Below are 21,946 nucleotides of genomic sequence, written 5' to 3' on the forward strand. Positions count from 1 at the left end.
GCGCTCGGTGGGTGGACCCGGGAGACATTCCGGTCCCGGAGTGAGGGACAATGGTCCCTCTGCCAGGGCGGGTTACCGCATCGAGCGGGAAGCGGCAGGCGCGGGCGAAGATCAGGGATCGCAGAGGGGACGCATGTCGGAGGCTGAGCAGTCGCGGGAGCCCCAGCGGGACGAGACCGAGGGGGCCGGCTTCACCGGCAAGGGTGAGGACTCCGCCGTGGCCGCCGGGGGTGGCGGCGGCGACTCGGAGCCGGAGGACGCGGGCGACGCGACGGGGGGAGCGCCGCGTGGGGGGTCGGTGACGGCGCCTCAGGACGGCGCGTCGGCTGACACGGCGTCGGCAGACGAGGCGTCCGGCCGGGGGGCATCGGCCGAGGGGGTCTCCGGCCGGGGGGTGTCCGACCACGAGGCGTCGGACCGCGAGGAGTCGGACCGCGAGGCTGGGCCCTCGGGCTCCCGTGTCGTGGGCGAGGCTGCTGCGGAGGACGCGGAGGACGCGGAGGACGCGGAGGACGCGAGCGGGGACAGTGACGGGGGCGGTCGTCGTCCCACGACGGCCTCCTCGGAGGGCCCCGTGGACGCTGATGCGGCCCGCGGTGCCGCGCAGAGCGCGGCGGGCGCGAGCGGGGACGACACGGACGCGGACGCCGTTGACGCCCGTGACGCCGGCGTGGCGGCTGCGGCGGACGACGTCGACAGGCGGGCGAAGCCTGCCGCCGCCGAGGGTGAGGGCAACGGCATCGGCCCCGACCGCAGCGCCGATGCGGCGGTTCCCGCGGACGCCGCCGAGAGCGACCCGGCGGTCTCCCCGGCGTCCGCAGCCGTCCGCATGGGCAAGGACGTGGCCGACAGCGGCGCGACCAAGGGCAGCGGCCCCCGTAGCCGTGACGCGGCGCTCTCGGGGGCGGGCGCCGATGTCGTCGACAGGGGCGCGGCGCGCTCCGGTGTGCCCGAGGGGCGGTTGCTCGCCGGGCGTTACCGGCTGGGTGGCGTGCTCGGGCGCGGTGGCATGGGCACCGTGTGGCGTGCCGTCGACGAGACACTCGGGCGCACCGTCGCCGTCAAGGAGCTGCGCTTCCCCAACGCCATCGACGAGGACGAGAAGCGCAGGCTCATCACGCGTACGCTCCGCGAGGCCAAGGCCATCGCCCGGATCCGCAACACCAGCGCCGTCACCGTCTACGACGTCGTCGACGAGGACGACCGCCCGTGGATCGTCATGGAGCTCGTCGAGGGCAAGTCGCTCGCCGAGGTCGTGCGCGAGGACGGCATCCTGACGCCCCGTCGCGCCGCCGAGGTCGGCCTCGCGATCCTCGATGTGCTGCGTTCCGCGCACCGCGAGGGCATCCTGCACCGCGACGTGAAGCCGTCGAACGTGCTCATCGGCAAGGACGGCCGCGTCGTCCTCACCGACTTCGGCATCGCCCAGGTCGAGGGCGACCCGTCGATCACGTCGACCGGCATGCTCGTCGGCGCGCCGTCGTACATCTCGCCCGAGCGCGCCCGCGGCCACAAGCCCGGACCCGCCGCGGACCTGTGGTCCCTGGGCGGACTGCTGTACGCGAGCGTCGAGGGCTGCCCCCCGTACGACAAGGGTTCGGCGATCGCGACGCTGACCGCCGTGATGACCGAGCCGCTCGACCCGCCCAAGAACGCGGGCCCTCTGGAGGAGGTCATCTACGGCCTGCTCGCCAAGGACCCGGCCCAGCGGCTCGACGACGCGGGCGCACGCGCGCTGCTCACCCAGGTGGTCAACGCCCCCGAGGAACCAGTCCGGTCCGCCGCGACCGAGACCCCGGCGGAACAGACACGGGCCATACAGATCCCGCCGGTTCCGCCTGTTGCCCCACCCCGTCCCGAGGCCAAGCCGAAGGACCCGGCGGCCGAGCGGCTGCGCGGGGCGCTGCGTTCCGTGCGGAACGCGGCAGCGGCGGCCAAGGCCGAGTCGAGCGCCACGGCAAAGGCATCGGCGCAGACCGCTCCGGCCGGCCGGCCCGCCCCCGTCCGCGCGCCGCTCACCGATGTGGTGCCCCGCCGCACCCTGGTGGTCATCGCAGTCGTCGCCGTGCTCGCGGTGCTGTCCACCGTGCTCGTCTTCGCGCTCGGCGACGACCAGGGCAATCAGGGCAAGGGCAAGGACGACACCGCCGCGACGGCGGGCTCGACCGCGGGCGGCGACGGCGACGCCACCGCGGGAGGCGACGCCGCCCCGGACGGCGGTCAGGGCACGGACGAGGGCGACGGCCAGGACAACGGCAAGGGGGACCAGCCCGGCACCGGCACCGGCACGTCCGGCGGGCAGCCGTCCGGCGACGGCAGCGGCGAAGGAGGCAAGGACGCGCTGCCCGACGGGTACGTGATGGTCTCCAACGACCGGTTCCACTTCACCATGGCCATGCCGAAGAACTTCCGGGTCACCGGCATAGCGGGCCAGAACTCCGGCGCGAAGTTCAGCGTCGACGGCGGAGTCCCGCGTGTCCAGGTCGACTTCACCGCCACCCCGAAGGACGACGCGGTCGCCGCCTGGTCCGCCGCGGTCCTCGCCGTCAAGTCGTCGAGCACCGGCTACAAGCACCTCAACATCCAGAAGGTCGACTACAACGGCTATCCGACCGTCGCCGACTGGGAGTTCGAGCGCATCGAGAAGGGCCAGCGGGTACGCATTCTGAACAGGGGCTTCAAGGTCGACGCCACGCACGGCTACGCGATCATGATCACCTGCAAGGCGAGCGAGTGGCGGAGCAAGGAGTGCGAGACGCTGCGCAAGACGGCGTTCGCGACGTTCAGCCCCAAGGACTGAGCAGGGGCACGTATCGTGAGAAGTCACGGACGGTATGCAGCGACAAGGGGCCGTTGAGCGACCGGATTTGACGGCTTTGCGCGGTTGTGTGCGATGTTTCCGGACCGGCCGGGGGGACAGCGCGCACGTGGGGAGGCGTCGTGGAGGACTATGCGGGAAGGGTGCTCGCCGACCGCTACCGCCTGCCGTTGCCGCCCTCCGACGAGTTCGAGCTGGCCGAGACGCGCGCGTTCGACACGTACAGCGGCCATGAAGTGCTGGTGCGGCAGGTGCCGTTGCCGGAGGTCGTGGACGCGGAGGTGGTCGACGGCGACGGTCTCGCAGGCGCCGCCGTACCCCGGCGGGTGCCGGGGCGGGCGACCCGACGGCCCACGGACCCGGCCGTGCGCCGGGCCGTCGAGGCCGCGCAGGCCGCGGCCCAGATCCCGGACCATCCGCGCCTCGACCAGGTCTTCGACGTCTTCGCCGAGGACGGCTCGCTCTGGATCGTGAGCGAGCTCGTCGGCGCGCGTCCGCTCGCCGCCCTCCTCGCCGAGAAGCCGCTCAACCCGTACCGCGCGGCCGAGGTGGCATCCGACGTGCTGACCGCGCTGCGGGTGCTGCACGCGCACGGCTGGACCCACCGGAACATCACCGTGCGCACCGTCCTCGTCTGCGACGACGGCCGTGTAGTGCTCACCGGTCTGGCCTCCGGAGCGGCCGAGGAGGCGCTGTGCGGGTACGCGCCGGTCCCCGAGTCGCCCGACTTCGGTTCCGGCGACTTCGGCTCCGATCGAGGCTTCGGCCCCGGCGGCCACGGCTCCGACCGCGGCTTCGCTCCCGGCGACCACGACTCCGGTCGCGACTCCGGTCACGACGCCGTGCGCGTCGCCGGGCGGACCGACCCCGATCCCGTGCCCCGGCCGCGGGCGGGCGGCGCACCGGACGGCCCGGCGGCCCTGGAGTCCGCCCGGCCCGCGCTGCCCCGCCCGGTCGGTACGGAGGCCGGCCAGGCCCCCGACGTACGGGCCGCCAGGGCGGGCGCCATCGCGGCCTACCGCGCGGGCGCCCGGGCGGCGGCCCGCGTCCACGACGGCCAGGGGCCCGAGAGCCCGCGGCCCGACGACGGCCGGTACACGGGCAGCGGCGGCGGCGACCGCCCCGTGCAGGACGGCCTGGACCCCGACTGGTGGGCCCGCCGCCCGGGCGAGGGCACGACTCCCGCCGACCCCGACGGTTACGACGAGCACACCGATCCCGACGGCTACGACGAGGGCCCCGGCCGTGCCCGCCTCGCCGGGACCTGGCACGACGCCCCGCTCCCCGGCCGTGACGGCCCCGGCCCCCTGCCCGCGGGCGGCGGCCGCCCCGCACTGCCCGCCGCACGCCCGGCCGCCGACGCGCTGCGGAACGACCCGTACCGGGACGACCCGTACGGCGTGCGCCAGGCGGCGGCCCGAAACGGCCGGCCGGACGGCGGCACAGGCGCCGGCGGCCACGGGGCACGCCCCGCGTTGCCGGCCGTCCGCCCGGACGCCGCGGCGACGGGCAGCTGGAACCGCGGCGGTGGCGGCGGGGACGCCCTGCGCGCCGACGCCCAGCGCCGTCCCGTGCCCGCCGAGGGCTCCCCGGCCGCGGCATCCGGCCGCTGGGACGACGTCGTCGCGGGCGGCGGCGCCCCCGTCTTCCGGGGCCCGGCCACCCCGCTCGCCGCCGAGCGTGCGCGTCAGGCACGGATCGCCGTCGTCGGCGCGGTCACCGAGCGGTGGGCGCCCGAGCAGGCCGGACCGGTCCACGAGAACTGGCAGCTGGCCGCCCCCGTCGGACCGGCCACGGACCTGTGGGCGCTCGGCGCGCTGCTCTTCCGCGCCGTCCAGGGCCATGCCCCCTACCCCGAGGAGAGCGCCGCCGAGCTGGTCCAGCTCGTGTGCGCGGAGCCGCCCGCGTTCGCGGAAGAGTGCGGGCCGCTTCGTCCCGTCGTCGAATCCCTGCTGCGTCAGGACCCCACGGAGCGCCCCGACTTCGAGGAGCTGCGCGGCTGGCTGCGCTCCCTCGTGCGGTCCGCGCCGGAGCCCGAGGCCGGCATGGACGTCGTCCCGCTGCCTGCGGGCCCGGTGGACGCGTCGCGCCTGCCGGTCGTACGGCGGCGGGGCGAGCTGGTGCGCAGGCGCCGGTCCGGCGCCCGGGAGGTGGCGCACGGCCGGCACCGGCACAAGGGGCCCAGGGGCGGCGCCCGTCCCGGCCGGACCGAGCGCCGGGACCGCCCCGTGCGTCCGGAGCGGCAGTCGTACGGCGGTCAGGGGCGCGCGCCGCGTGCCCTCGGGCGCACCTTGCTGCTGCTGATCCTGCTCGCCGTGTCGGCGGCCGTGGCGTACGCGGTCCTGTTCATGCCCAAGGCCGACTCCGGTCAGCCGGACCGGGGCGCCGGTCCTTCGGCGGGGGCGGGGCCGAGCCCCGGCAGGACGGGCGGCCAGGACCCCTCGCCGAGCGGGAGCCCGGGTGCGCAGCAGCCGCAGACGTCGGCACCGGCCGCGAACCTGCCCGACGGCTATGTGCTGCGCGAGGATCCCGAGGGATTCCGGCTCGCCGTCGACAAGGACTGGCAGCGCAGGCCCATCAACGACGCGGGCCAAGTGCGCTACACGGATGGCGACTTCACGCTGATCGTGGTGCCGGGCCGGGACCCGGTGAGCACCAACGGCGACGATCCGCTGGTCTACCAGAGTGACAAGGAGCGGGAGCTGCAGCCGTTCCGGGACTCGTCGTGGGCCGGCGCGAGCGGGCTGCGCCGCATCGACGTGGGCCAGCAGTCCATGGCCGAGGGCCAGTTCACGTGGCGGGACAGCACGGGCCGCGACGTGTTCGTCCGCAACCTCGCGCTGATCGTCGGCGACCACTACCACGTGATCCAGGTGATCGGACCGGCCGACCGGCGCGAGCGGGTCACCGAGATCCACCAGCAGGCCACGGCCACGTATCGCGTCACGCGCTGAACCGCGGCAGCCGTCAACGGGACGGGCCCGTAGGCAGGTTCCGCCCGAACCACCGCGAAGCGGCCGCCGTGTCACCGAGCGTGGCGGCTCCGCAGCTCACCACGCATCACAGTGCGGTCACTTGAGCGAGCCTCGGTTCCGTGTGCGTCCATCCGCTCCGTAACCTGTCATTCCGAAGAACGGGGCGGGTACGTGGAACACACTCACAGCACAGGCGTCGGTCTGCTGCTCGCCGGGCGCTACCGGCTCGGCGAGACCATCGGACGCGGCGGCATGGGCAAGGTCTGGCGCGCCCATGACGAGGTGTTGCACAGAGTAGTCGCCGTCAAGGAACTGACGGCGGGTCTGTACGTCTCCGAGGCCGACCGGATCGTCCTGCACGCCCGGACGCAGAAGGAAGCCCGCGCGGCGGCGCGCATCAGCCATCCCGGCGTCGTCACGGTCCATGACGTGCTGGAGCACGACGCCCGGCCGTGGATCGTCATGCAGTACGTCGACGGTCCCGCGCTCGCCGACGCCGCCAAGGAGCCCGGCCGTATCGACGAGAGGGAGGCGGCCCGGATCGGGCTGCACGTCCTGGGGGCGCTCGGTGCCGCGCACGCCGCCGGGGTGCTCCACCGGGACATCAAGCCCGCCAACGTCCTGCTGGGCCGTGACGGCCGGGCGCTCATCACGGACTTCGGGATCGCCGCGATCGAGGGCGACTCGACGATCACCAGGACGGGCGAGATCGTCGGTTCGATCGACTACCTGGCGCCCGAACGGGTCCGCGGCCACGACCCGGGACCGGCGTCCGACCTGTGGTCGTTGGGCGCGACGCTGTACACGGCGCTGGAGGGGCAGTCGCCGTTCCGCCGTTCGTCGCCGCTGGCGACCATGCAGGCGGTGGTGGACGACGAGCCGCCCGTGCCCCGGCGAGCGGGCCGCCTCACACCCGTGATCATGGCGTTGCTCCACAAGGACCCGGCGGCCCGCCCCTCGGCGGCCGAGGCCGAGCACATGCTGACGGAGGCCATGGAGGGCCGGGAGCCCGCCGTGACGGCGCGGGTGCCCGCGGAGCGGGCGACGCAGCGGCTGCCGCTGGGCGGAGTACCGGACTCCCGCGCTGCCACGGGCGCGGCTCACTCCGGCACGCTCCTGTCCACGGCGCCCGCCGCGGACATCGCGCGGCCGCGGCGTGGCCCGCGGCTGCGGACGCTCGCCGTCGTCGTGGTCCTCGCGGCCCTGATCGGCGGCGGCGCGGGGCTCGCCGCCATGAGGTACGCGGACCCGGGCGGCGGTCAGGGCAGGGACACGGCGAGCCGCCCGACGACGTCGGGCCAGGTGTCGGACGTTCCGGACGGCTGGCGGCGTGTCCAGGACCCGAAGGGGTTCAGCCTCTGGGTGCCGGAGGGCTGGAAGCGCCAGGCGGACGGCGACCAGGTCGACTACACACCGGACAACGGCCGCCATCGCATCCGGATCAGCGTCGACCCGTCCCCGGACTTCGAGAACCCCTACATGCACATGCTCGACATGCAGCAGGGGCTGGAGGAGCGGCTGCCGGACTACCGGCGGCTGAAGCTGCGGCCGAACACGTTCCGCGACCAGACGCAGTCCGCGCTCTGGGAGTTCACCTGGACCGAGCGCAAGGAGCATCCCGGCCCTCGGCGTGCCATCGACCAGATGTACTACGAGGACGACGGCACGGAGTACGCCCTCTACATGTCCGGTCCTGCGAAGGACTGGGCCGTGACGCGCGAGCAGTTCGACACGATGCTCAGAGGCTGGCGGCCGCCCCAGAACTGACGTCCGGCCGCGTGCCGGTGGAGATCCGCAACGGCTTCATCACAGTCCTCGCCGCCGCCGCACCATGACAAGCCCCTGATCAGGGCTTATCCGCCAGTGATCGCTGGCGTAATCGTGGGGGCCCGGTGAAAAGCTGTTACCGACGGGTACCCAAAGTGCTCGCCGCCGCATACTCTCGCCCCCATGACGGACTCGCAGGCCACCGCAACCGCCCTCGGCACCAACCCCATCGCCGCCTCGCCGGCCGGTGTGCGCACCGCAGCCGACGTGGTCACCCCCGAACTGGTCGCCCAGCTCACCAAGGGCGTGGCGGGTTCCGGCCGCACGGTGAACCACACACCGTTCACCGGCGAGAAGCTGGCGGACCTGCCCGAGTCGACCCCCGACGACGTCGCGGCCGCCTTCGAGCGGGCCCGCGCCGCCCAGCGCGTGTGGGAGGCCACCCCGGTGCGCGCCCGCGCCGCCGTGCTGCTGCGCTTCCACGACCTGGTCCTCGAGCGCCAGGCCGAGGTGCTCGACCTGATCCAGCTGGAGACCGGCAAGGCCCGGCTGCACGCGCACGAGGAGGTGCAGGCCGTCGCCGTCGCGGCCCGCCACTACGGGCGCAAGGCCCCCGCGTACCTGAGGCCCAAGCACCACACGGGCGTCGTGCCCGTGCTCACCAAGACCACCGAGCTGCGCCAGCCGCGCGGTGTCGTGGGCCAGATCGCGCCCTGGAACTACCCGCTGGAGCTGTCCGTCGGCGACGCCCTGCCGGCCTTCGTCTCCGGCAACGCGGTCGTCATGAAGCCCGACACCGAGACCGCGCTCACCGCGCTGTGGGCGCGCGACCTGCTGATCGAGGCGGGCCTGCCCGCCGAGGTGTTCCAGGTCGTCATCGGCGAGGGCCCGGTCGTCGGCCCCGAGGTCGTCCGGCACGCCGACTACGTCTCCTTCACCGGTTCGACGCGCACCGGCCGTGAGGTCGCCCAGGGCGCGGCCGCCCGCCTGGTCGGCGTCTCCCTCGAACTCGGCGGCAAGAACGCCATGCTGGTGCTGCACGACGCCGATGTGGAGAAGGCCGCGGCAGGTGCCGTCCGCGCCTGCTTCTCCTCGGCGGGCCAGCTGTGCATCTCCATCGAGCGGCTGTACGTGCACGAGTCCGTCGCGGACGAGTTCGTCGAGCGCTTCGCCGCGCGCACCAAGGCGATGCGGCTCGGCAACTCCCTCGCGTACGGCGCCGACATGGGCTCCCTCGTCGGCCCGCGCCAGCTGGAGACCGTCACCCGCCATGTCGAGGAGGCCGTCGCCAAGGGCGCGAAGCTCGTCGCCGGCGGCGTCGCCCGCCCCGACATCGGCCCGTACTTCTACGAGCCCACCATCCTCGACGGCGTCGACGCGCCGATGGCCGTGTGCGGCGAGGAGACCTTCGGCCCGGTCGTGTCGATCTACCGCTTCTCGGACGAGGAGAAGGTGATCGAGCTGGCCAACGCGACCGCGTACGGGCTCAATTCGAGCGTGTGGACCAAGGACGGCAGGCGCGGTCACGCCGTCGCCGCGAAGCTGCGCACCGGCACGGTCAACATCAACGAGGGATACGCCCCGGCGTACGGCAGCGTCCAGTCGCCCATGGGCGGTATGAAGGACTCCGGGCTCGGCAGGCGGCACGGCTCCGAGGGCATCCTCAAGTACACGGAGGCGCAGACAGTCGCCCAGCAGCGGCTGCTGCCGCTCGCCCCGTCGTTCGGCATGGACGACGCGCAGTACGCCGCGTTCATGAGCTTCAGCCTGAAGGCGATGAAGACCCTGCGCCTGCGGTGACCGCCGCCCGCCCGCACCCGTACGCCCGCACATTTCACGAGGAGAGCCATGTCCGAGGTACCCCCTGCCCGAAATGAGGACGCGGCGGACGGCGTCGTGTACGACTACGACGTGATCGTCGTGGGCTCCGGCTTCGGCGGCTCGGTCTCCGCCCTCCGGCTGTCCGAGAAGGGTTACCGGGTCGGCGTCCTGGAGGCCGGCCGCCGGTTCACCCGGGAGACGCTGCCGAAGAACTCCTGGGACCTGCGCAACTACCTCTGGGCGCCCGCGCTCGGCCTGTTCGGCATCCAGCGCATCCACCTGCTCGGCAACGTGATGGTGCTCGCGGGGGCGGGTGTCGGCGGCGGCTCGCTCAACTACGCCAACACGCTGTACGTGCCGCCCGCGCCGTTCTTCAACGACCCGCAGTGGAAGGACATCACGGACTGGCAGGACGAGCTGGAGCCGTACTACGACCAGGCCCGGCGCATGCTCGGCGTACGGCTCAACCCGACCATGACGCCCTCGGACGTCCACCTGAAGGCGACCGCCGAGGCGATGGGCGTGGGCGACACCTTCCACATGGCCCCGGTCGGCGTGTTCTTCGGGGACGGCGAGGACGCCGACGGATCGGTGCGGGCACGGCCCGGACAGGAGGTCGCCGACCCGTACTTCGGCGGCGTGGGCCCCTCGCGCAAGGCGTGCACCGAGTGCGGCGAGTGCATGACGGGCTGCCGGCACGGCGCGAAGAACACCCTCAACGAGAACTACCTCTACCTGGCCGAGAAGGCGGGCGCGGTCGTCCACCCGATGACGTCCGTCGTCGCGGTCACCGAGGACTCGCGCGGCGGCTTCGCGGTCAAGACGCTGCCCAGCGACAACAAGCGCAAGGGGCAGGGGCGTACGTTCCGGGCCCGCCGTGTCGTCGTCGCGGCCGGCACGTACGGCACGCAGACCCTGCTGCACCGGATGAAGGACAGCGGGCTGCTGCCGCGGCTGTCCGCGCGCCTCGGCGAGCTGACCCGGACCAACTCCGAGGCGCTCGTCGGCGCCCAGACCGACAACCGCCGCTACCGCAAGCGCCACGGCGCGGACCGGGTCGACTTCACGCGCGGTGTCGCGATCACGTCCTCGATCCACCCGGACGAGAACACCCACATCGAGCCGGTCCGCTACGGCCGCGGCTCGAACGCCATGGGCGGCATGACGGTCCTCCAGGTGCCCTACCGGGTCAAGGGCCGGGTCGCCGGCTGGCTGGGCAACATGGCCCGCCATCCGTGGCTCGCGGTCCGCGCGCTGTCCAACCGGCGCTGGTCGGAGCGGACGATCATCGGGCTGGTCATGCAGTCCCTGGACAACTCGCTGACCACGTACCGCAAGCCCGGCGGCATCGGGAAGGGACTGCTCACCGCCCGCCAGGGCCACGGCGCCCCGAACCCGAACCAGATCCCCGAGGCCACCCGCGCCGCGTCCCTGCTCGCGGAGGAGATCAACGGCTTCGCCGGGTCCAACATCGGTGAACTGATGGGCACCCCGCTCACCGCGCACTTCCTGGGCGGCTGCCCGATCGGCGCTTCGGCCGAGGAGGGCGTGCTCGACCCGTACCACCGGCTGTACGGTCATCCGGGCATCTCGGTCGTCGACGGTGCCGCGGTCTCGGCGAACCTGGGAGTCAACCCGTCGCTGACGATCACGGCCCAGGCCGAGCGCGCGATGTCGTTCTGGCCCAACAACGGTGACGAGGACCCGCGCCCGGCCCAGGGCGCCGCCTACGAGCGGCTGTCCCCGGTGGCCCCGAAGTCCCCGGCGGTCCCGGCGGAGGCGTTCGGCGCGCTGAAGCTGCCGTTCCTCGGCATCCCGGCTGTCCCGCCCAAGAAGTAGCTCCGCTGTCCGGAACCGACCCCCGCACGACGAAGGCCGCTGCACCCCCCTCCGAGTGCAGCGGCCTCCTGGCTTTTCGCGGCCGCCGCGCCGGGGCGCAGGTGAGGCCGTTGTTACGCATGCATGACCTGTGACCAGTGGGGATGGTTGTCCTCGTTTCGCAGAATCCTTATGTGAGGTGGATCACACCCGTCGCTCATGGCTGAAACTCCGTGTGCCGGAAGACCGCACCGCATGACGAAGGGCCCCGCGGACAAGGAGTCCGCGGGGCCCTTCGCCGTCGGCACCGGCGTCAGGGCGGCGGCGGTGCCTTTGGCGCGGCGCCGGGGGTTGCGCCGCGTAGGGGAGGCCGTCGGCCCGGCGCTCTCGGGGCGCCTGAGGGGTCGGCCTGTGACAGTGTGGTTGCGCAGAGCGGGACGTGCTCGTACTCGTGTCTGCGGGACGGGTTCGCGGCCCGCAGGCCGTCGGACCGGATGCGGTCGGCGCCGGGCGTCCCCGGAGCCGACCGCCCTTGGGGTGACCGGGCTGCTGTCCCCTGCCGACCGGTCACGCGCGCTGGGGCGAGGTCCCACGACGCACCTGTGGGTGCGTCACACGCTCCAGCGGAGCCACGCGTGGTTTCCTTCGAGGCCCGCCCCTGGCTGGCACGGACATCGGGACCAACGAAGGCCGGACGGGTGCGTCACGCGCCGTACGGGTGAGGATGCGCCCGAACGCAGGTGCGCAGGCGTACGCCCGCGGCTCAGATGCGGCCCCGGCACAGCTCCAGCATCGTCATGGCGAGCGCCGTGCCGGGCTTGCCGAGCGCGTCCCTGTAGTGGCCGAGGATCTCCATCTCGCGTGCCAGGTTCACCCGGCGCCCGCCGGAGGTGATCCGGGCGTCCTGGATGACGGCGGAGACGGCCATGCGCTCCTGGATCAGGCCGATGATCCGGTCGTCGAGCGCGTCGATGCGCTCACGGGCGCCGGTGATCACGTTCGCGGCGTCGTCGGTGCGGGCGCCGGTCTTGTCGAGTACCTCGGTCATGGGGCTCTCCTGGTGTTCGGAGGGGCCCCGGACCGGCATGGCCCGGAGGAAACGGCAGACGCCCCGGGCCTTGTCGGCCCGGGGCGCCTGGGAAGTCGCTGTCAGAAGCTAAGCAGCACGACCATGGCAGCCGGACGGGCCGGTGCCATAGGTAAAGACGAAGGTCAGCTGCTTGTGCATGCGGACAGTATGGACCCCGCCCCCGCCCCGGGCCAAAGCCCGGTTCGGATGGTGAGACGAAGGTATGGCCGGCCGTCCCGGTAGAATCGACAAATACCGACCCTCTCCCACCGCCGGAAGGCCGCCAGTGTCATCAGCGTCCCCCGCTGCCGCGCCCGCATCCAACCCGGACGTCGTCCTGGTTGTCGATTTCGGCGCCCAGTACGCCCAGCTCATCGCCCGCCGCGTCCGTGAGGCCCGGGTCTACAGCGAGATCGTCCCGTCCACGATGCCCGTGGCGGAGATGCTGGCCAAGAACCCGAAGGCGATCATCCTTTCCGGCGGCCCCTCGTCGGTGTACGCGGAGAGCGCCCCGCGCCTGGACCGCGAGATCTTCGAGGCCGGTGTCCCCGTCTTCGGCATGTGCTACGGCTTCCAGCTGATGGCCACGACCCTCGGCGGCACCGTCGACAACACCGGCGCGCGTGAGTACGGCCGTACGCCGCTGCATGTCACCAAGCCCGGCTCCACCCTCTTCGAGGGCACGCCCGACGAGCAGTCGGTGTGGATGTCGCACGGCGACGCCTGCTCGGCGGCCCCCGAGGGCTTCACCGTCACCGCGTCCACCGACGTGGTCCCGGTCGCCGCCTTCGAGAACGACGAGAAGAAGCTCTACGGCGTGCAGCACCACCCCGAGGTGATGCACTCCACCTACGGCCAGCAGGTCCTGGAGCACTTCCTCTACCGCGGCGCCGGCATCCAGCCGAGCTGGACCACGGGCAACGTGATCGAGGAGCAGATCGCCGCGATCCGCGAGCAGGTCGGCACCAGGCGCGCCATCTGCGGTCTGTCCGGCGGCGTGGACTCGGCGGTCGCCGCCGCCCTCGTCCAGAAGGCCATCGGCTCCCAGCTGACCTGCGTCTACGTCGACCACGGCCTGATGCGCAAGGGCGAGACCGAGCAGGTCGAGAAGGACTTCGTGGCCGCCACCGGCGTCCAGCTGAAGGTCGTCGACGCGGAGAAGCGGTTCCTCGACGCGCTCGCGGGCGTCTCCGACCCCGAGGAGAAGCGCAAGATCATCGGCCGGGAGTTCATCCGGGTCTTCGAGCAGGCGCAGGCCGAGATCGTGGCGGAGGCCGCGGGCGGCGAGGACGTCGCCTTCCTCGTGCAGGGCACGCTCTACCCGGACGTCGTCGAGTCCGGCGGCGGCACCGGCACCGCCAACATCAAGTCGCACCACAACGTGGGCGGCCTGCCCGAGGACCTCGAGTTCGAGCTCATCGAGCCGCTGCGCAAGCTGTTCAAGGACGAGGTCCGCATGGTCGGCCAGGAGCTCGGCCTGCCCGACGAGATCGTCCAGCGCCAGCCGTTCCCCGGCCCCGGCCTCGGCATCCGCATCGTCGGCGAGGTCACCAAGGAGCGCCTGGACCTGCTGCGCGAGGCGGACGCCATCGCCCGCGAGGAGCTCACGGCGGCCGGCCTCGACCGCGACATCTGGCAGTGCCCGGTCGTGCTGCTCGCCGACGTCCGCAGCGTCGGCGTCCAGGGCGACGGCCGCACCTACGGCCACCCGATCGTGCTGCGTCCCGTCTCGTCCGAGGACGCCATGACGGCCGACTGGACGCGCATGCCGTACGACGTGCTCGCGAAGATCTCCACCCGGATCACCAACGAGGTCGCCGACGTCAACCGCGTCGTCCTCGACGTGACGAGCAAGCCGCCGGGCACCATCGAGTGGGAGTGAGCCTCCCCGCAACCCTTCGCGACGCCGTCGCCCGCCTGGTGCGGGCGGCGGCGTCGCCGTATGCGCGCGCCAAGTGCCGAGCCGCTCTGGTCAGTTGACCTCCACGGCGTTACCTTCCGGGCCATGACCTACACGCCGGAGCCCTTGCCCGTGGAGCAGTTGCGGTTCGCGATGCCGCCCGTGCACGAGTCCGTGGTCGAGGAGCGCGCGTACCGCAAGGAGCGGCTGGCCGGCGCGCTGCGGCTGTTCGGGCGCTTCGGGTACGAGGACGGGGTGTCGGGGCACATCACCGCGCGGGACCCGGAGTTCACTGACTGCTTCTGGGTGAACCCCTTCGGCGTGCCGTTCGCCCATGTCTCGGCCGGGGACCTGGTCCTCGCCGACCGGTGGGGCCGGACCGTCGTCGGGCGGCACCGCGTCAACCAGGCCGCGTTCACCGTGCACGCCCAGGTGCACCTGGCCCGCCCCGACGTCGTCGCCGTCGCCCACACCCACACCGTGCACGGGCGGGCGCTGGCCGCGCTCGGCGATCCGGTCGAGCCCCTCACCCAGGAGGCGTGCGCCTTCTACGAGGACCACGCGGTGGTCGACGCGTACACGGGGGTGAACGTGGACGAGGACGAGGGGCGGCGGATCGCGGAGGCCCTCGGGCCGCGCAAGGCGCTCGTGCTGCGCAACCACGGGCTGCTGACCGTCGGCGACTCGGTCGACGCGGCCGCCTGGTGGTTCCACTCCATGGAGCGCTGCGCCCAGGTGCAGCTGGCGGCGCGGGCCGCGGGCAAGGCCGTGCCCATCGGGCGCCGGGAGGCGCTGGCCACCCGCGAGCAGCTGGGCGGCGACCTTGTCGCCTGGATCAGTTTCCAGCCGCTGTGGCAGCAGATCAGCCGCGCCGAACCGGACCTCCTGCACTAGGGGGTGTCTTGTCGATCAGGCCGGATGAGGGAGTGGGGGTCCCCCCTCACTGATCCGGCCTGATCGACCGGACAGGACCAGCCGCGGTCAACAGGGCGCCGACAGGTTCACCCTCCCTGGCCTCGGCCATCGGGGTGGCGGCGGTTTGCGTACGGCACAATTCGCATGCATCACAGGGCGGTTGGCCCGTGCGATGCGGAGAGGTGGCGTTCGGTCGTGGCGGTGCAAGAAGCGGGACAGTGCGACACATGCGCGCATGGGGCGCGCGAAGGTCATCGGCGCGCGGTGGCCGAATTCCTCGCCAAGCGGGACGAGTTCGCGGCGGGTGAAGGGCTGCCCGCGGGCGTCGCCCACTCACCGGGCGCCTCGCGGCAGTGGGTGTCCGACGAGCTGACCCAGTCGGCCCGCACCGTCGCGGGTCTCGACCGGGTCGTGGCCGCGTCCCGGCTGCGCGGGGCCTGCCTGCGCACCCTGGCCGTGGTCTGGGGGTGCTTCACGGCGCTCGTCGTCGCCCAGACGGCGACCGCGATCGGTGCGGGCTGGACCGCGACCCGTACGGCGGGGCTGCTCGCCGCCTTCGTCGTCGCCGGCGCCCTCACCGGGGCGGCCTACGGGCACCGGAACCGGGGTGGGCTGCTCGCGGTCCTGACCGGCGAGGACCATCGCCTGTCCACTTCCCGTACGGTCGCCGCCGCCTGGCTGCTCGTCGTGTGCGGCACGCTGCTGCATCTCGCCTTCCTGCTGGCCGGCGCCTCGTCGGGCGCCCGGCGCGACCGGCTCACCGACGGGCTGGGCCTCGCCGCCGGAGGCGGCCTGCTGTGCGTCCTCGCGCTGGTGTCCGCGATCGCCGTCGGGGTGCGCAGGATCGTGGCCGTACGGGTGGCCGGGCTGCGACTGCAGAAGGTGCGCGCCGACCGCCCGCACGTGGCCGACCTGTTCTGCGACGACTCGGGGCGGGCCGCCTTCGCCGACGCGCAGTACGTACTGGTGAACGCGGCCGTCCTCGCCCTCGCCCTGACCGGACTCGCCCGCGCCCCGGAGCGGCTGCCCCACCTCCCGTGGGGGCTCGTGCTGCTGGTGGCGCTGTCGGCCGGGACGTATCTCGCCGGGAAGTACGCGGAGGGCGGCCGTCCGGTCGTGATGTCGGTGGTGCGGGCCCGCGAGGCCGGTGACCTGGACGGGCCCATCCGTACCGGTGACGACGTCGAGATCCGCGGCACCGGCTTCGTGCCGCCGGGCGCGGACCGGCCGGACCTGCTCGCGCGGCTGGTCGTCCGCTTCGGTGCGGTCCATGTGCACGTGCCGCTGATCCCGGTGCCCGGCGGCTTCGCCAATCCGGCCGACACGGTGCTCACGGTGCCCGTACCCGTGGAGGTCGAGCCCGGCCAGGTCGACGTGCAGGTGGTGACGGCCGCCGGCGTGTCGAGCAACCGCTGCCTCATCGAGGTCACCGACTGACCCGTTAGCGGGCTTGTGACCGCTGTGTCACAGTCCGTGCCGCATGCCTGGTGAGCGAGGCGGCTTCGCCGTACGTATGGTCGGTTGACGGGTCAACCGAAGGCGGGACCAGCGATGACACACACCTACCGGACGACATCGGCCTACATGACGGACGGCGACCGGCCGCGCAGCTGGAGGGAGCAGACCACCCGGTACGCGCTGCTGCCGCTGCGGCTGTTCCTCGGCGTGACGTTCGTCTACGCGGGCCTCGACAAACTCACCGACAGCCGCTTCATGGCGGCGAGCGGCACCGGCTCCATCGGGGAGGTGATGAACTCCGTGCGCGACGGCTCCGCCGCGCCCTGGCTCGTCGACCTGGCGCTGAAGAACCCGGAGGCCTTCGGCCACGCCATCGCCATGGGCGAAATCGCCGTCGGCCTCGGCACCCTGGCCGGGCTGCTCGCCCGGCTGGCCGCCCTCGGCGGCGCGCTCATCTCACTCAGCCTGTGGCTGACCGTGAGCTGGCAGACCGACCCGTACTACTACGGCAACGACCTCGCCTACCTCATGGCCTGGCTGCCGCTCGTGCTCGCCGGGGCGTCCGTGTTCTCCCTCGACGCGCTTCTGCGGGCCCGGCGGCGCCGGACCCCGTAGTGCAGGGCGGCGACGGCACCGGCGAGGAACAGACCGCCGAAGACGACCGGGAACGCCGTGAACCAGGGGGTGTGCCAGGCGCCCGCCGCATCACCCCCGTACAGCAGGGCTGTGGCCAGGACGGACAGTCCGGCGATCAGCCTGCCCGGACGGAACGGGTGCCGGAATTCACGACGCGGCACGGGTCACCTCCACCTGTCCGATGCCCAGCTCCAGGTCGAGGACCAGCGTCCCGCCCGGTGTCGCGCCCGGCGGCGCGGGCAGTGTCCTGCGCCGGTCCTGGCCCGGGCCGACGTCGACGTCGTCCGGCGCGTCGCCGGGCAGTCTGATGTCGCCGACCCCCACCTCGGCCTCCAGCCGCACCACGGCGTCCTTCGGCACGACGACGGTGAGGTGGCCCAGTCCCATCTGCGCCCTCGTCGACAGCGTCTGCCCGGCCGGCACGTCGACGGCGGAGAGGTCGAGGGTGCCCTGCCCCGAGCCCATCTCGTAGCGCTGCTGGACGGCGGCCGCCGACGTCGGCGTCCACGTCCTGTCGCCGAACTTCGTGCTGATGTCCGCGGGCAGTGCCGCCGCGCCCGCCAGCGAAGCCGCCGTCACCATCGTCAAGAGCACCGTGCCGAAACCGGTGCGCCCCAGCACGGTGCTCACCACGAGGCCCAGGCCGAACACGGCAAGCGCGGCGACCAGGCCGATCTGCAGGGCCGTCCCGAGCGGACGGCTGTCCCAGCTCAGGCCCGTGCCCAGGCCGCCCGCCACGAGCGCCAGCAGGAACACGGCGCCACCGATACCGCGCGGGCCGCGCGGCTGCGGCACCACCACGGCCTCGGACGGGCGCCCGTCCGGACGCGGCGGAGCGACGGCGCTCTCGTCGAGCGCCGACTCGGGACCCCACAGGTATCCGGTGGGCACCGGCCCGGTCGTACCGTCCTTGACGATCGGGTCGCGCCACCAGGAGGGTCTGTCCGGGACGGGCGGGGCCTTCGTCTCGGGCGGCGCCTCGGCGGCCGCCTGCGCCGCGGCCGTGTCCACGTGCGCCCCGCCGGGCGGGGCGTGCGTACGCCGCTGGGACCACACGGCCGCACCGGTCACCGCGATCGAGAGCATGGTGACGAAGCCGAGCATGTTCCCGTCGCCCAGCATCGTCAGGAGGAGGCCGCAGCCGAGCAGGGCGAGCAGCACGGCACTCAGCGAGGCGCCGTCGACGCGGCCCGACAGCATCCTGCGGAACTCGTTCTCCTCCTCGTCGTCGGCCGGGATCAGCAGCCAGGCGAAGCCGTAGAAGATCAGACCGATGCCGCCGGTCACCGACAGCACGCCGATCACGATCCGGAAGATCACCGGGTCTATGTCGCAGTGCCGGCCCAGCCCGGCGCAGACACCGGCAACGACCTTGTGGCGCGGCGCGCGGCGCAGCCGCGGCGGAGTCGGCGGCGGCTCCTGCGGCGGCTGGGGCGGCGCGGTGGTCGGCTGGGTCATGACTCCATGGTGACGGGCCCGGCGCCGTGGTGGCAGCCGCCCCGACCCTGGCCGTCCCCTGATATTGCCCCTGAGGGACCGGGACTTCTCAGGGTCGGATTAAGGGACGGCCCTGATGCCCCGCCCGGCCGGGACGTGTGACGATCGGGGCATGCCCGTCGCCGCCCGTCCGCCCGAGACCGAAGAGCCTGCCGTCCGCAAGCTGTACCGCAGCGCCGACGGACGCCTGCTCGGCGGTGTGGCGCGTGGCCTGGCCGGGCACCTCGGGCTGCCGGTCGCCTGGGTGCGCCTCGTCTTCCTCGCCCTGTTCCTGGCGGACGGCCTCGGCGCCCTGCTCTACGCGGTGTTCTGGATCGTCGTCCCGCTCGGCGTCGGCGGCCGGGCCGCCGAGCCGCGCTCCGTCTTCGAGACCACGCCCGACGGCCGCCGCCGGCTGCGCAAGCCCGACAAGGGCCAGCTGTTCGCCCTCGTCGCGCTGCTCGTCGGCGCCGCGATCTTCGTCGGCAACGTCGACACCAACGGCGCCGCCAACCGCTACGTGTGGCCGACCCTGCTGATCGGTGCCGGTGTGGTGCTGGTGTGGCGGCAGGCGGACAACGCCCGGCGCGCCCGCTGGGCCAGTCTCGCGGACAGCAGGCGCCGCCGCCTGGTCCAACTGGCGCGTGCCCTCGCCGGGGTGGCGCTCGTCGGCATGGGTCTGACCGTGTTCATGGTGGTGCGCGGCTCGGCGGCCCAGCTGGGCAACGTGCTGACGGCGGCCATCGCCGTCATCGCCGGTGTCGCCCTGCTCGCGGGCCCCTGGCTGGTGCGGATGACCCAGGACCTCTCCGAGGAGCGGACCATGCGCATCCGCGCGCAGGAGCGCGCCGAGGTCGCCGCCCACGTCCATGACTCCGTCCTGCACACCCTCACCCTGATCCAGCGCAACGCCGACGACCCCGGCGAGGTGCGCAGGCTCGCCCGCGCCCAGGAGCGCGAGCTGCGCAACTGGCTCTACCGGCCGGAGGGCAACGGAAAGGACGAGGACGAGGAGCCCGACACCCTGGCCGAGGCGGTCAAGAGGACCGCGGCCGAGGTCGAGGACAAGCACGGGGTGCCGCTGGAGGTCGTGGTCGTCGGCGACTGCCCGCTCGACGAGAAACTGGCCGCACAGATGCAGGCCGCGCGCGAGGCGATGGTCAATGCCGCCAAGTACGGTGGCGCGGGAGGGGCGGTCCAGGTCTTCGCGGAGGTCGAGGGGCGCACGGTCTTCGTCTCCGTGCGGGACCGGGGGCCGGGTTTCGACCTCGATGCCGTCCCCGGCGACAGAATGGGCGTAAGAGAATCGATCATCGGCCGGATGCAGCGCAACGGCGGCACGGCACGGCTGCGCACGGTGCCCGGTGGGGGCACCGAGGTGGAGCTCGAGATGGAGAGGGCTGACGGATGACCGAGTCTGCGGAAGAGAGCGTCGAGCGGCGGGTGCGGGTCGTGCTCGTCGACGACCACCGGATGTTCCGCGCCGGTGTGCAGGCCGAGATCGGGCAGACCGAGCGCACCGGGGTCGAGGTCGTCGGCGAGGCCGCCGACGTGGACCAGGCGGTCACCGTGATCACGGCGACCCGGCCGGAGGTCGTCCTCCTGGACGTGCATCTGCCCGGCGGCGGAGGCGTGGAGGTGCTGCGCCGCTGCGCGCCGCTGATGGCATCGGCGCACCACCCGGTGCGCTTCCTGGCGTTGTCGGTGTCGGACGCGGCCGAGGACGTCATCGGCGTGATCCGCGGCGGCGCCCGCGGCTATGTCACCAAGACCATCACCGGCACGGACCTGGTCGACTCGATCTTCCGGGTGCAGGAGGGCGACGCGGTGTTCTCGCCGCGGCTCGCGGGCTTCGTGCTGGACGCGTTCGCCTCGACGGACGCGCCGCCGGTCGACGAGGACCTCGACCGGCTCACCCAGCGGGAGCGCGAGGTCCTGCGGCTGATCGCGCGCGGGTACGCGTACAAGGAGATCGCCAAGCAGCTGTTCATCTCGGTGAAGACGGTCGAGTCGCATGTCTCGGCGGTGCTGCGGAAGCTGCAACTGTCCAACCGCCACGAGCTCACACGGTGGGCGACGGCCCGGCGCCTGGTCTGACGTCCGGCGGCTGTCCGGCCGGGTCCGGCCCGGGTCCCGCGGACGCTACGAGACCCGGGTCGCCCCGGCGAAGGGCATGTCGTCGATCGGCGCGATCCGCACGGGCGCACCCGGCCGCGGTGCGTGGATCATGCGTCCGCCGCCGATGTAGAGGCCGACGTGCGAGACGCCGGAGTAGAAGAAGACCAGGTCCCCGGGGGCGAGTTGGGAGCGCGAGACGCGCTGTCCGGCGTTGATCTGGGTGTACGTGGTGCGCGGCAGCGAGACCCCGGCCGAGCGCCAGGCGGCCTGGGTGAGCCCGGAGCAGTCGTACGAGGACGGCCCCGTCGCGCCCCACACGTAGGGCTTGCCGAGCGCGCCGTACGCGTAGGCGATCGCCTGTGCGGCCCGGCCGTTGGGGGCCTTGAGCGGGCCTCGCGGTGCGGTGGAGCGGCCGGCGCGGGCGGGCTCGGCCGGTCCGGCGTCGTAGGCGGCGCGCTCCTCGGCGGTCAGCCGGGCCAGCAGCCGCTCGGCGGCGGCCAGTTTGCCGCGCACGGCCGTCTTGTGCCGTTCCAGAGCGCGGCGGTGCTGCTCCAGTTCGGCCGTCCGCTCGTCGGCCCGTGCCCGGAGCCGGCCGATCTCCACGAGCCGGCGGTGCACACCGGCGACAGCGGCCGCGTGCCGTTCCCCGACCCGCTCGGCGAGCGAGGAGCGCGCCAGGAACTCGTCGGGGTCCGAGGTCAGCGCGAGCTGCACGCCGGGATCGAGGCTGCCGGAACGGTACTGCGCGGTGGCGACGGAGCCGAGGGCGTTGCGGGCGGTGTTCAGCCGCTCGGTCCTGCGGGCCGCCTCGTCGCGCAGCGCGTCGAGCGACGCGCGGGCCCGCTCCGTCCGCTCCTTGGCGCCGTTGTACTTCTCGGTCGCCTCCTCGGCCTCCTGGTACAGCTTGTCGACGCGGGCCTTCAGCTGGGCGGGGGTGAGGCGCGGCTCCGCGTGGGCCGAGCCGTCGAGCGCGGTCGACGTCGCCGCGCCTGCGAGCGCCAGGGTGGCTGCGGTACGGGCGGCCGGCCCGGTGAGCGGATGCTGCTTCGGTTTCCGGTGCGCTGCCACGGGGCGTACACGTCCTTCCTGCGGTCCGGCGGCGCACCGCACAGGGGGAGCGGTGCGCCGCCGGCTCTTTCGGCGGTGGCGGCCGGTGCCGTCCGGCTGCGACGGCG

Annotated in this window: 14 protein-coding genes; 11 read left to right on the top strand and 3 right to left on the bottom strand. The window is 73.3% G+C overall.

What is annotated here, in order from left to right; genetic code table 11:
* Positions 1 to 133: 133 nt before the first annotated feature.
* The 5 genes from ACF08N_RS06985 to ACF08N_RS07005 all read left to right on the top strand — a co-directional run bounded on the left by ACF08N_RS06985 (position 134) and on the right by ACF08N_RS07005 (position 11,220).
* On the top strand, positions 134 to 2,800 hold the full coding sequence (locus ACF08N_RS06985) for a protein kinase (protein ID WP_392323541.1): 2,667 nt from the start codon (positions 134 to 136) through the stop codon (positions 2,798 to 2,800).
* A 140-nt stretch (positions 2,801 to 2,940) separates the two neighbouring features.
* Positions 2,941 to 5,772, top strand: coding sequence for a protein kinase (locus tag ACF08N_RS06990; protein ID WP_392323542.1), 2,832 nt, complete (start codon positions 2,941 to 2,943; stop codon positions 5,770 to 5,772).
* Between the two features lie 192 nt (positions 5,773 to 5,964).
* The gene (locus tag ACF08N_RS06995; protein WP_392323543.1) at positions 5,965 to 7,560 is read left to right on the top strand and encodes a serine/threonine-protein kinase; all 1,596 of its coding nucleotides are present in this window, start codon (positions 5,965 to 5,967) and stop codon (positions 7,558 to 7,560) included.
* A 183-nt stretch (positions 7,561 to 7,743) separates the two neighbouring features.
* Entirely contained in the window at positions 7,744 to 9,360 is a 1,617-nt protein-coding gene (locus ACF08N_RS07000) for a succinic semialdehyde dehydrogenase (RefSeq protein WP_392323544.1), read from the top strand.
* A gap of 48 nt (positions 9,361 to 9,408) precedes the next feature.
* Entirely contained in the window at positions 9,409 to 11,220 is a 1,812-nt protein-coding gene (locus ACF08N_RS07005) for a GMC oxidoreductase (protein ID WP_392323545.1), read from the top strand.
* Positions 11,221 to 11,962: 742 nt separating this feature from the next.
* Here ACF08N_RS07005 and ACF08N_RS07010 read toward each other — a convergent pair.
* Positions 11,963 to 12,286, bottom strand: a complete 324-nt coding sequence (locus ACF08N_RS07010) for a chorismate mutase (protein WP_392323546.1) — start codon at positions 12,284 to 12,286, stop codon at positions 11,963 to 11,965.
* A 268-nt stretch (positions 12,287 to 12,554) separates the two neighbouring features.
* On the opposite strand from ACF08N_RS07010, the gene guaA reads away from it, so the two are divergent.
* From guaA to ACF08N_RS07030, 4 genes are all read left to right on the top strand, one after another.
* Positions 12,555 to 14,150 (top strand): glutamine-hydrolyzing GMP synthase, encoded by a 1,596-nt coding sequence (gene guaA / locus ACF08N_RS07015; protein ID WP_392323547.1) that lies wholly within the window; start codon positions 12,555 to 12,557, stop codon positions 14,148 to 14,150.
* Between the two features lie 123 nt (positions 14,151 to 14,273).
* Positions 14,274 to 15,062 (top strand): class II aldolase/adducin family protein, encoded by a 789-nt coding sequence (locus tag ACF08N_RS07020; RefSeq protein ID WP_392323548.1) that lies wholly within the window; start codon positions 14,274 to 14,276, stop codon positions 15,060 to 15,062.
* 165 nt (positions 15,063 to 15,227) lie between these two features.
* Entirely contained in the window at positions 15,228 to 16,520 is a 1,293-nt protein-coding gene (locus ACF08N_RS07025; protein WP_392323549.1) for a hypothetical protein, read from the top strand.
* 114 nt (positions 16,521 to 16,634) lie between these two features.
* Positions 16,635 to 17,156 (top strand): DoxX family membrane protein, encoded by a 522-nt coding sequence (locus ACF08N_RS07030; RefSeq protein ID WP_392323550.1) that lies wholly within the window; start codon positions 16,635 to 16,637, stop codon positions 17,154 to 17,156.
* Between the two features lie 168 nt (positions 17,157 to 17,324).
* On the opposite strand, the gene ACF08N_RS07035 is transcribed toward ACF08N_RS07030, so the two are convergent.
* Positions 17,325 to 18,635 carry a PspC domain-containing protein gene (locus ACF08N_RS07035; RefSeq protein WP_392323551.1) on the bottom strand — a complete coding sequence of 437 codons (1,311 nt, stop codon included), beginning with the start codon at positions 18,633 to 18,635 and terminating at the stop codon, positions 17,325 to 17,327.
* 151 nt (positions 18,636 to 18,786) lie between these two features.
* Between ACF08N_RS07035 and ACF08N_RS07040 the strand changes: the two genes are divergently transcribed.
* A complete protein-coding gene (locus ACF08N_RS07040) occupies positions 18,787 to 20,064 on the top strand; it encodes a PspC domain-containing protein (RefSeq protein ID WP_392323552.1) in 1,278 nt (425 codons plus the stop codon).
* The gene (locus tag ACF08N_RS07045) at positions 20,061 to 20,750 is read left to right on the top strand and encodes a LuxR C-terminal-related transcriptional regulator (RefSeq protein ID WP_392323553.1); all 690 of its coding nucleotides are present in this window, start codon (positions 20,061 to 20,063) and stop codon (positions 20,748 to 20,750) included. The genes ACF08N_RS07040 and ACF08N_RS07045 overlap by 4 nt, the downstream gene beginning before the upstream one ends.
* A gap of 45 nt (positions 20,751 to 20,795) precedes the next feature.
* Here ACF08N_RS07045 and ACF08N_RS07050 read toward each other — a convergent pair whose 3' ends face one another.
* On the bottom strand, positions 20,796 to 21,839 hold the full coding sequence (locus ACF08N_RS07050; protein ID WP_392323554.1) for an NlpC/P60 family protein: 1,044 nt from the start codon (positions 21,837 to 21,839) through the stop codon (positions 20,796 to 20,798).
* Positions 21,840 to 21,946: the final 107 nt, after the last annotated feature.

Source organism: Streptomyces sp. NPDC015127 (assembly GCF_043080095.1).
Lineage (GTDB): Bacteria > Actinomycetota > Actinomycetes > Streptomycetales > Streptomycetaceae > Streptomyces.

Coding starts and splice junctions, on each gene's coding strand:
- ACF08N_RS06985 (WP_392323541.1), top strand. CDS start 134: ATGTCGGAGGCTGAGCAGTCGCGGGAGCCCCAGCGGGACGAGACCGAG.
- ACF08N_RS07000 (WP_392323544.1), top strand. CDS start 7,744: ATGACGGACTCGCAGGCCACCGCAACCGCCCTCGGCACCAACCCCATC.
- ACF08N_RS07005 (WP_392323545.1), top strand. CDS start 9,409: ATGTCCGAGGTACCCCCTGCCCGAAATGAGGACGCGGCGGACGGCGTC.
- ACF08N_RS07010 (WP_392323546.1), bottom strand. CDS start 12,286: ATGCCGGTCCGGGGCCCCTCCGAACACCAGGAGAGCCCCATGACCGAG.
- ACF08N_RS07020 (WP_392323548.1), top strand. CDS start 14,274: ATGACCTACACGCCGGAGCCCTTGCCCGTGGAGCAGTTGCGGTTCGCG.
- ACF08N_RS07025 (WP_392323549.1), top strand. CDS start 15,228: ATGCATCACAGGGCGGTTGGCCCGTGCGATGCGGAGAGGTGGCGTTCG.
- ACF08N_RS07030 (WP_392323550.1), top strand. CDS start 16,635: ATGACACACACCTACCGGACGACATCGGCCTACATGACGGACGGCGAC.
- ACF08N_RS07035 (WP_392323551.1), bottom strand. CDS start 18,635: ATGACCCAGCCGACCACCGCGCCGCCCCAGCCGCCGCAGGAGCCGCCG.
- ACF08N_RS07040 (WP_392323552.1), top strand. CDS start 18,787: ATGCCCGTCGCCGCCCGTCCGCCCGAGACCGAAGAGCCTGCCGTCCGC.
- ACF08N_RS07045 (WP_392323553.1), top strand. CDS start 20,061: ATGACCGAGTCTGCGGAAGAGAGCGTCGAGCGGCGGGTGCGGGTCGTG.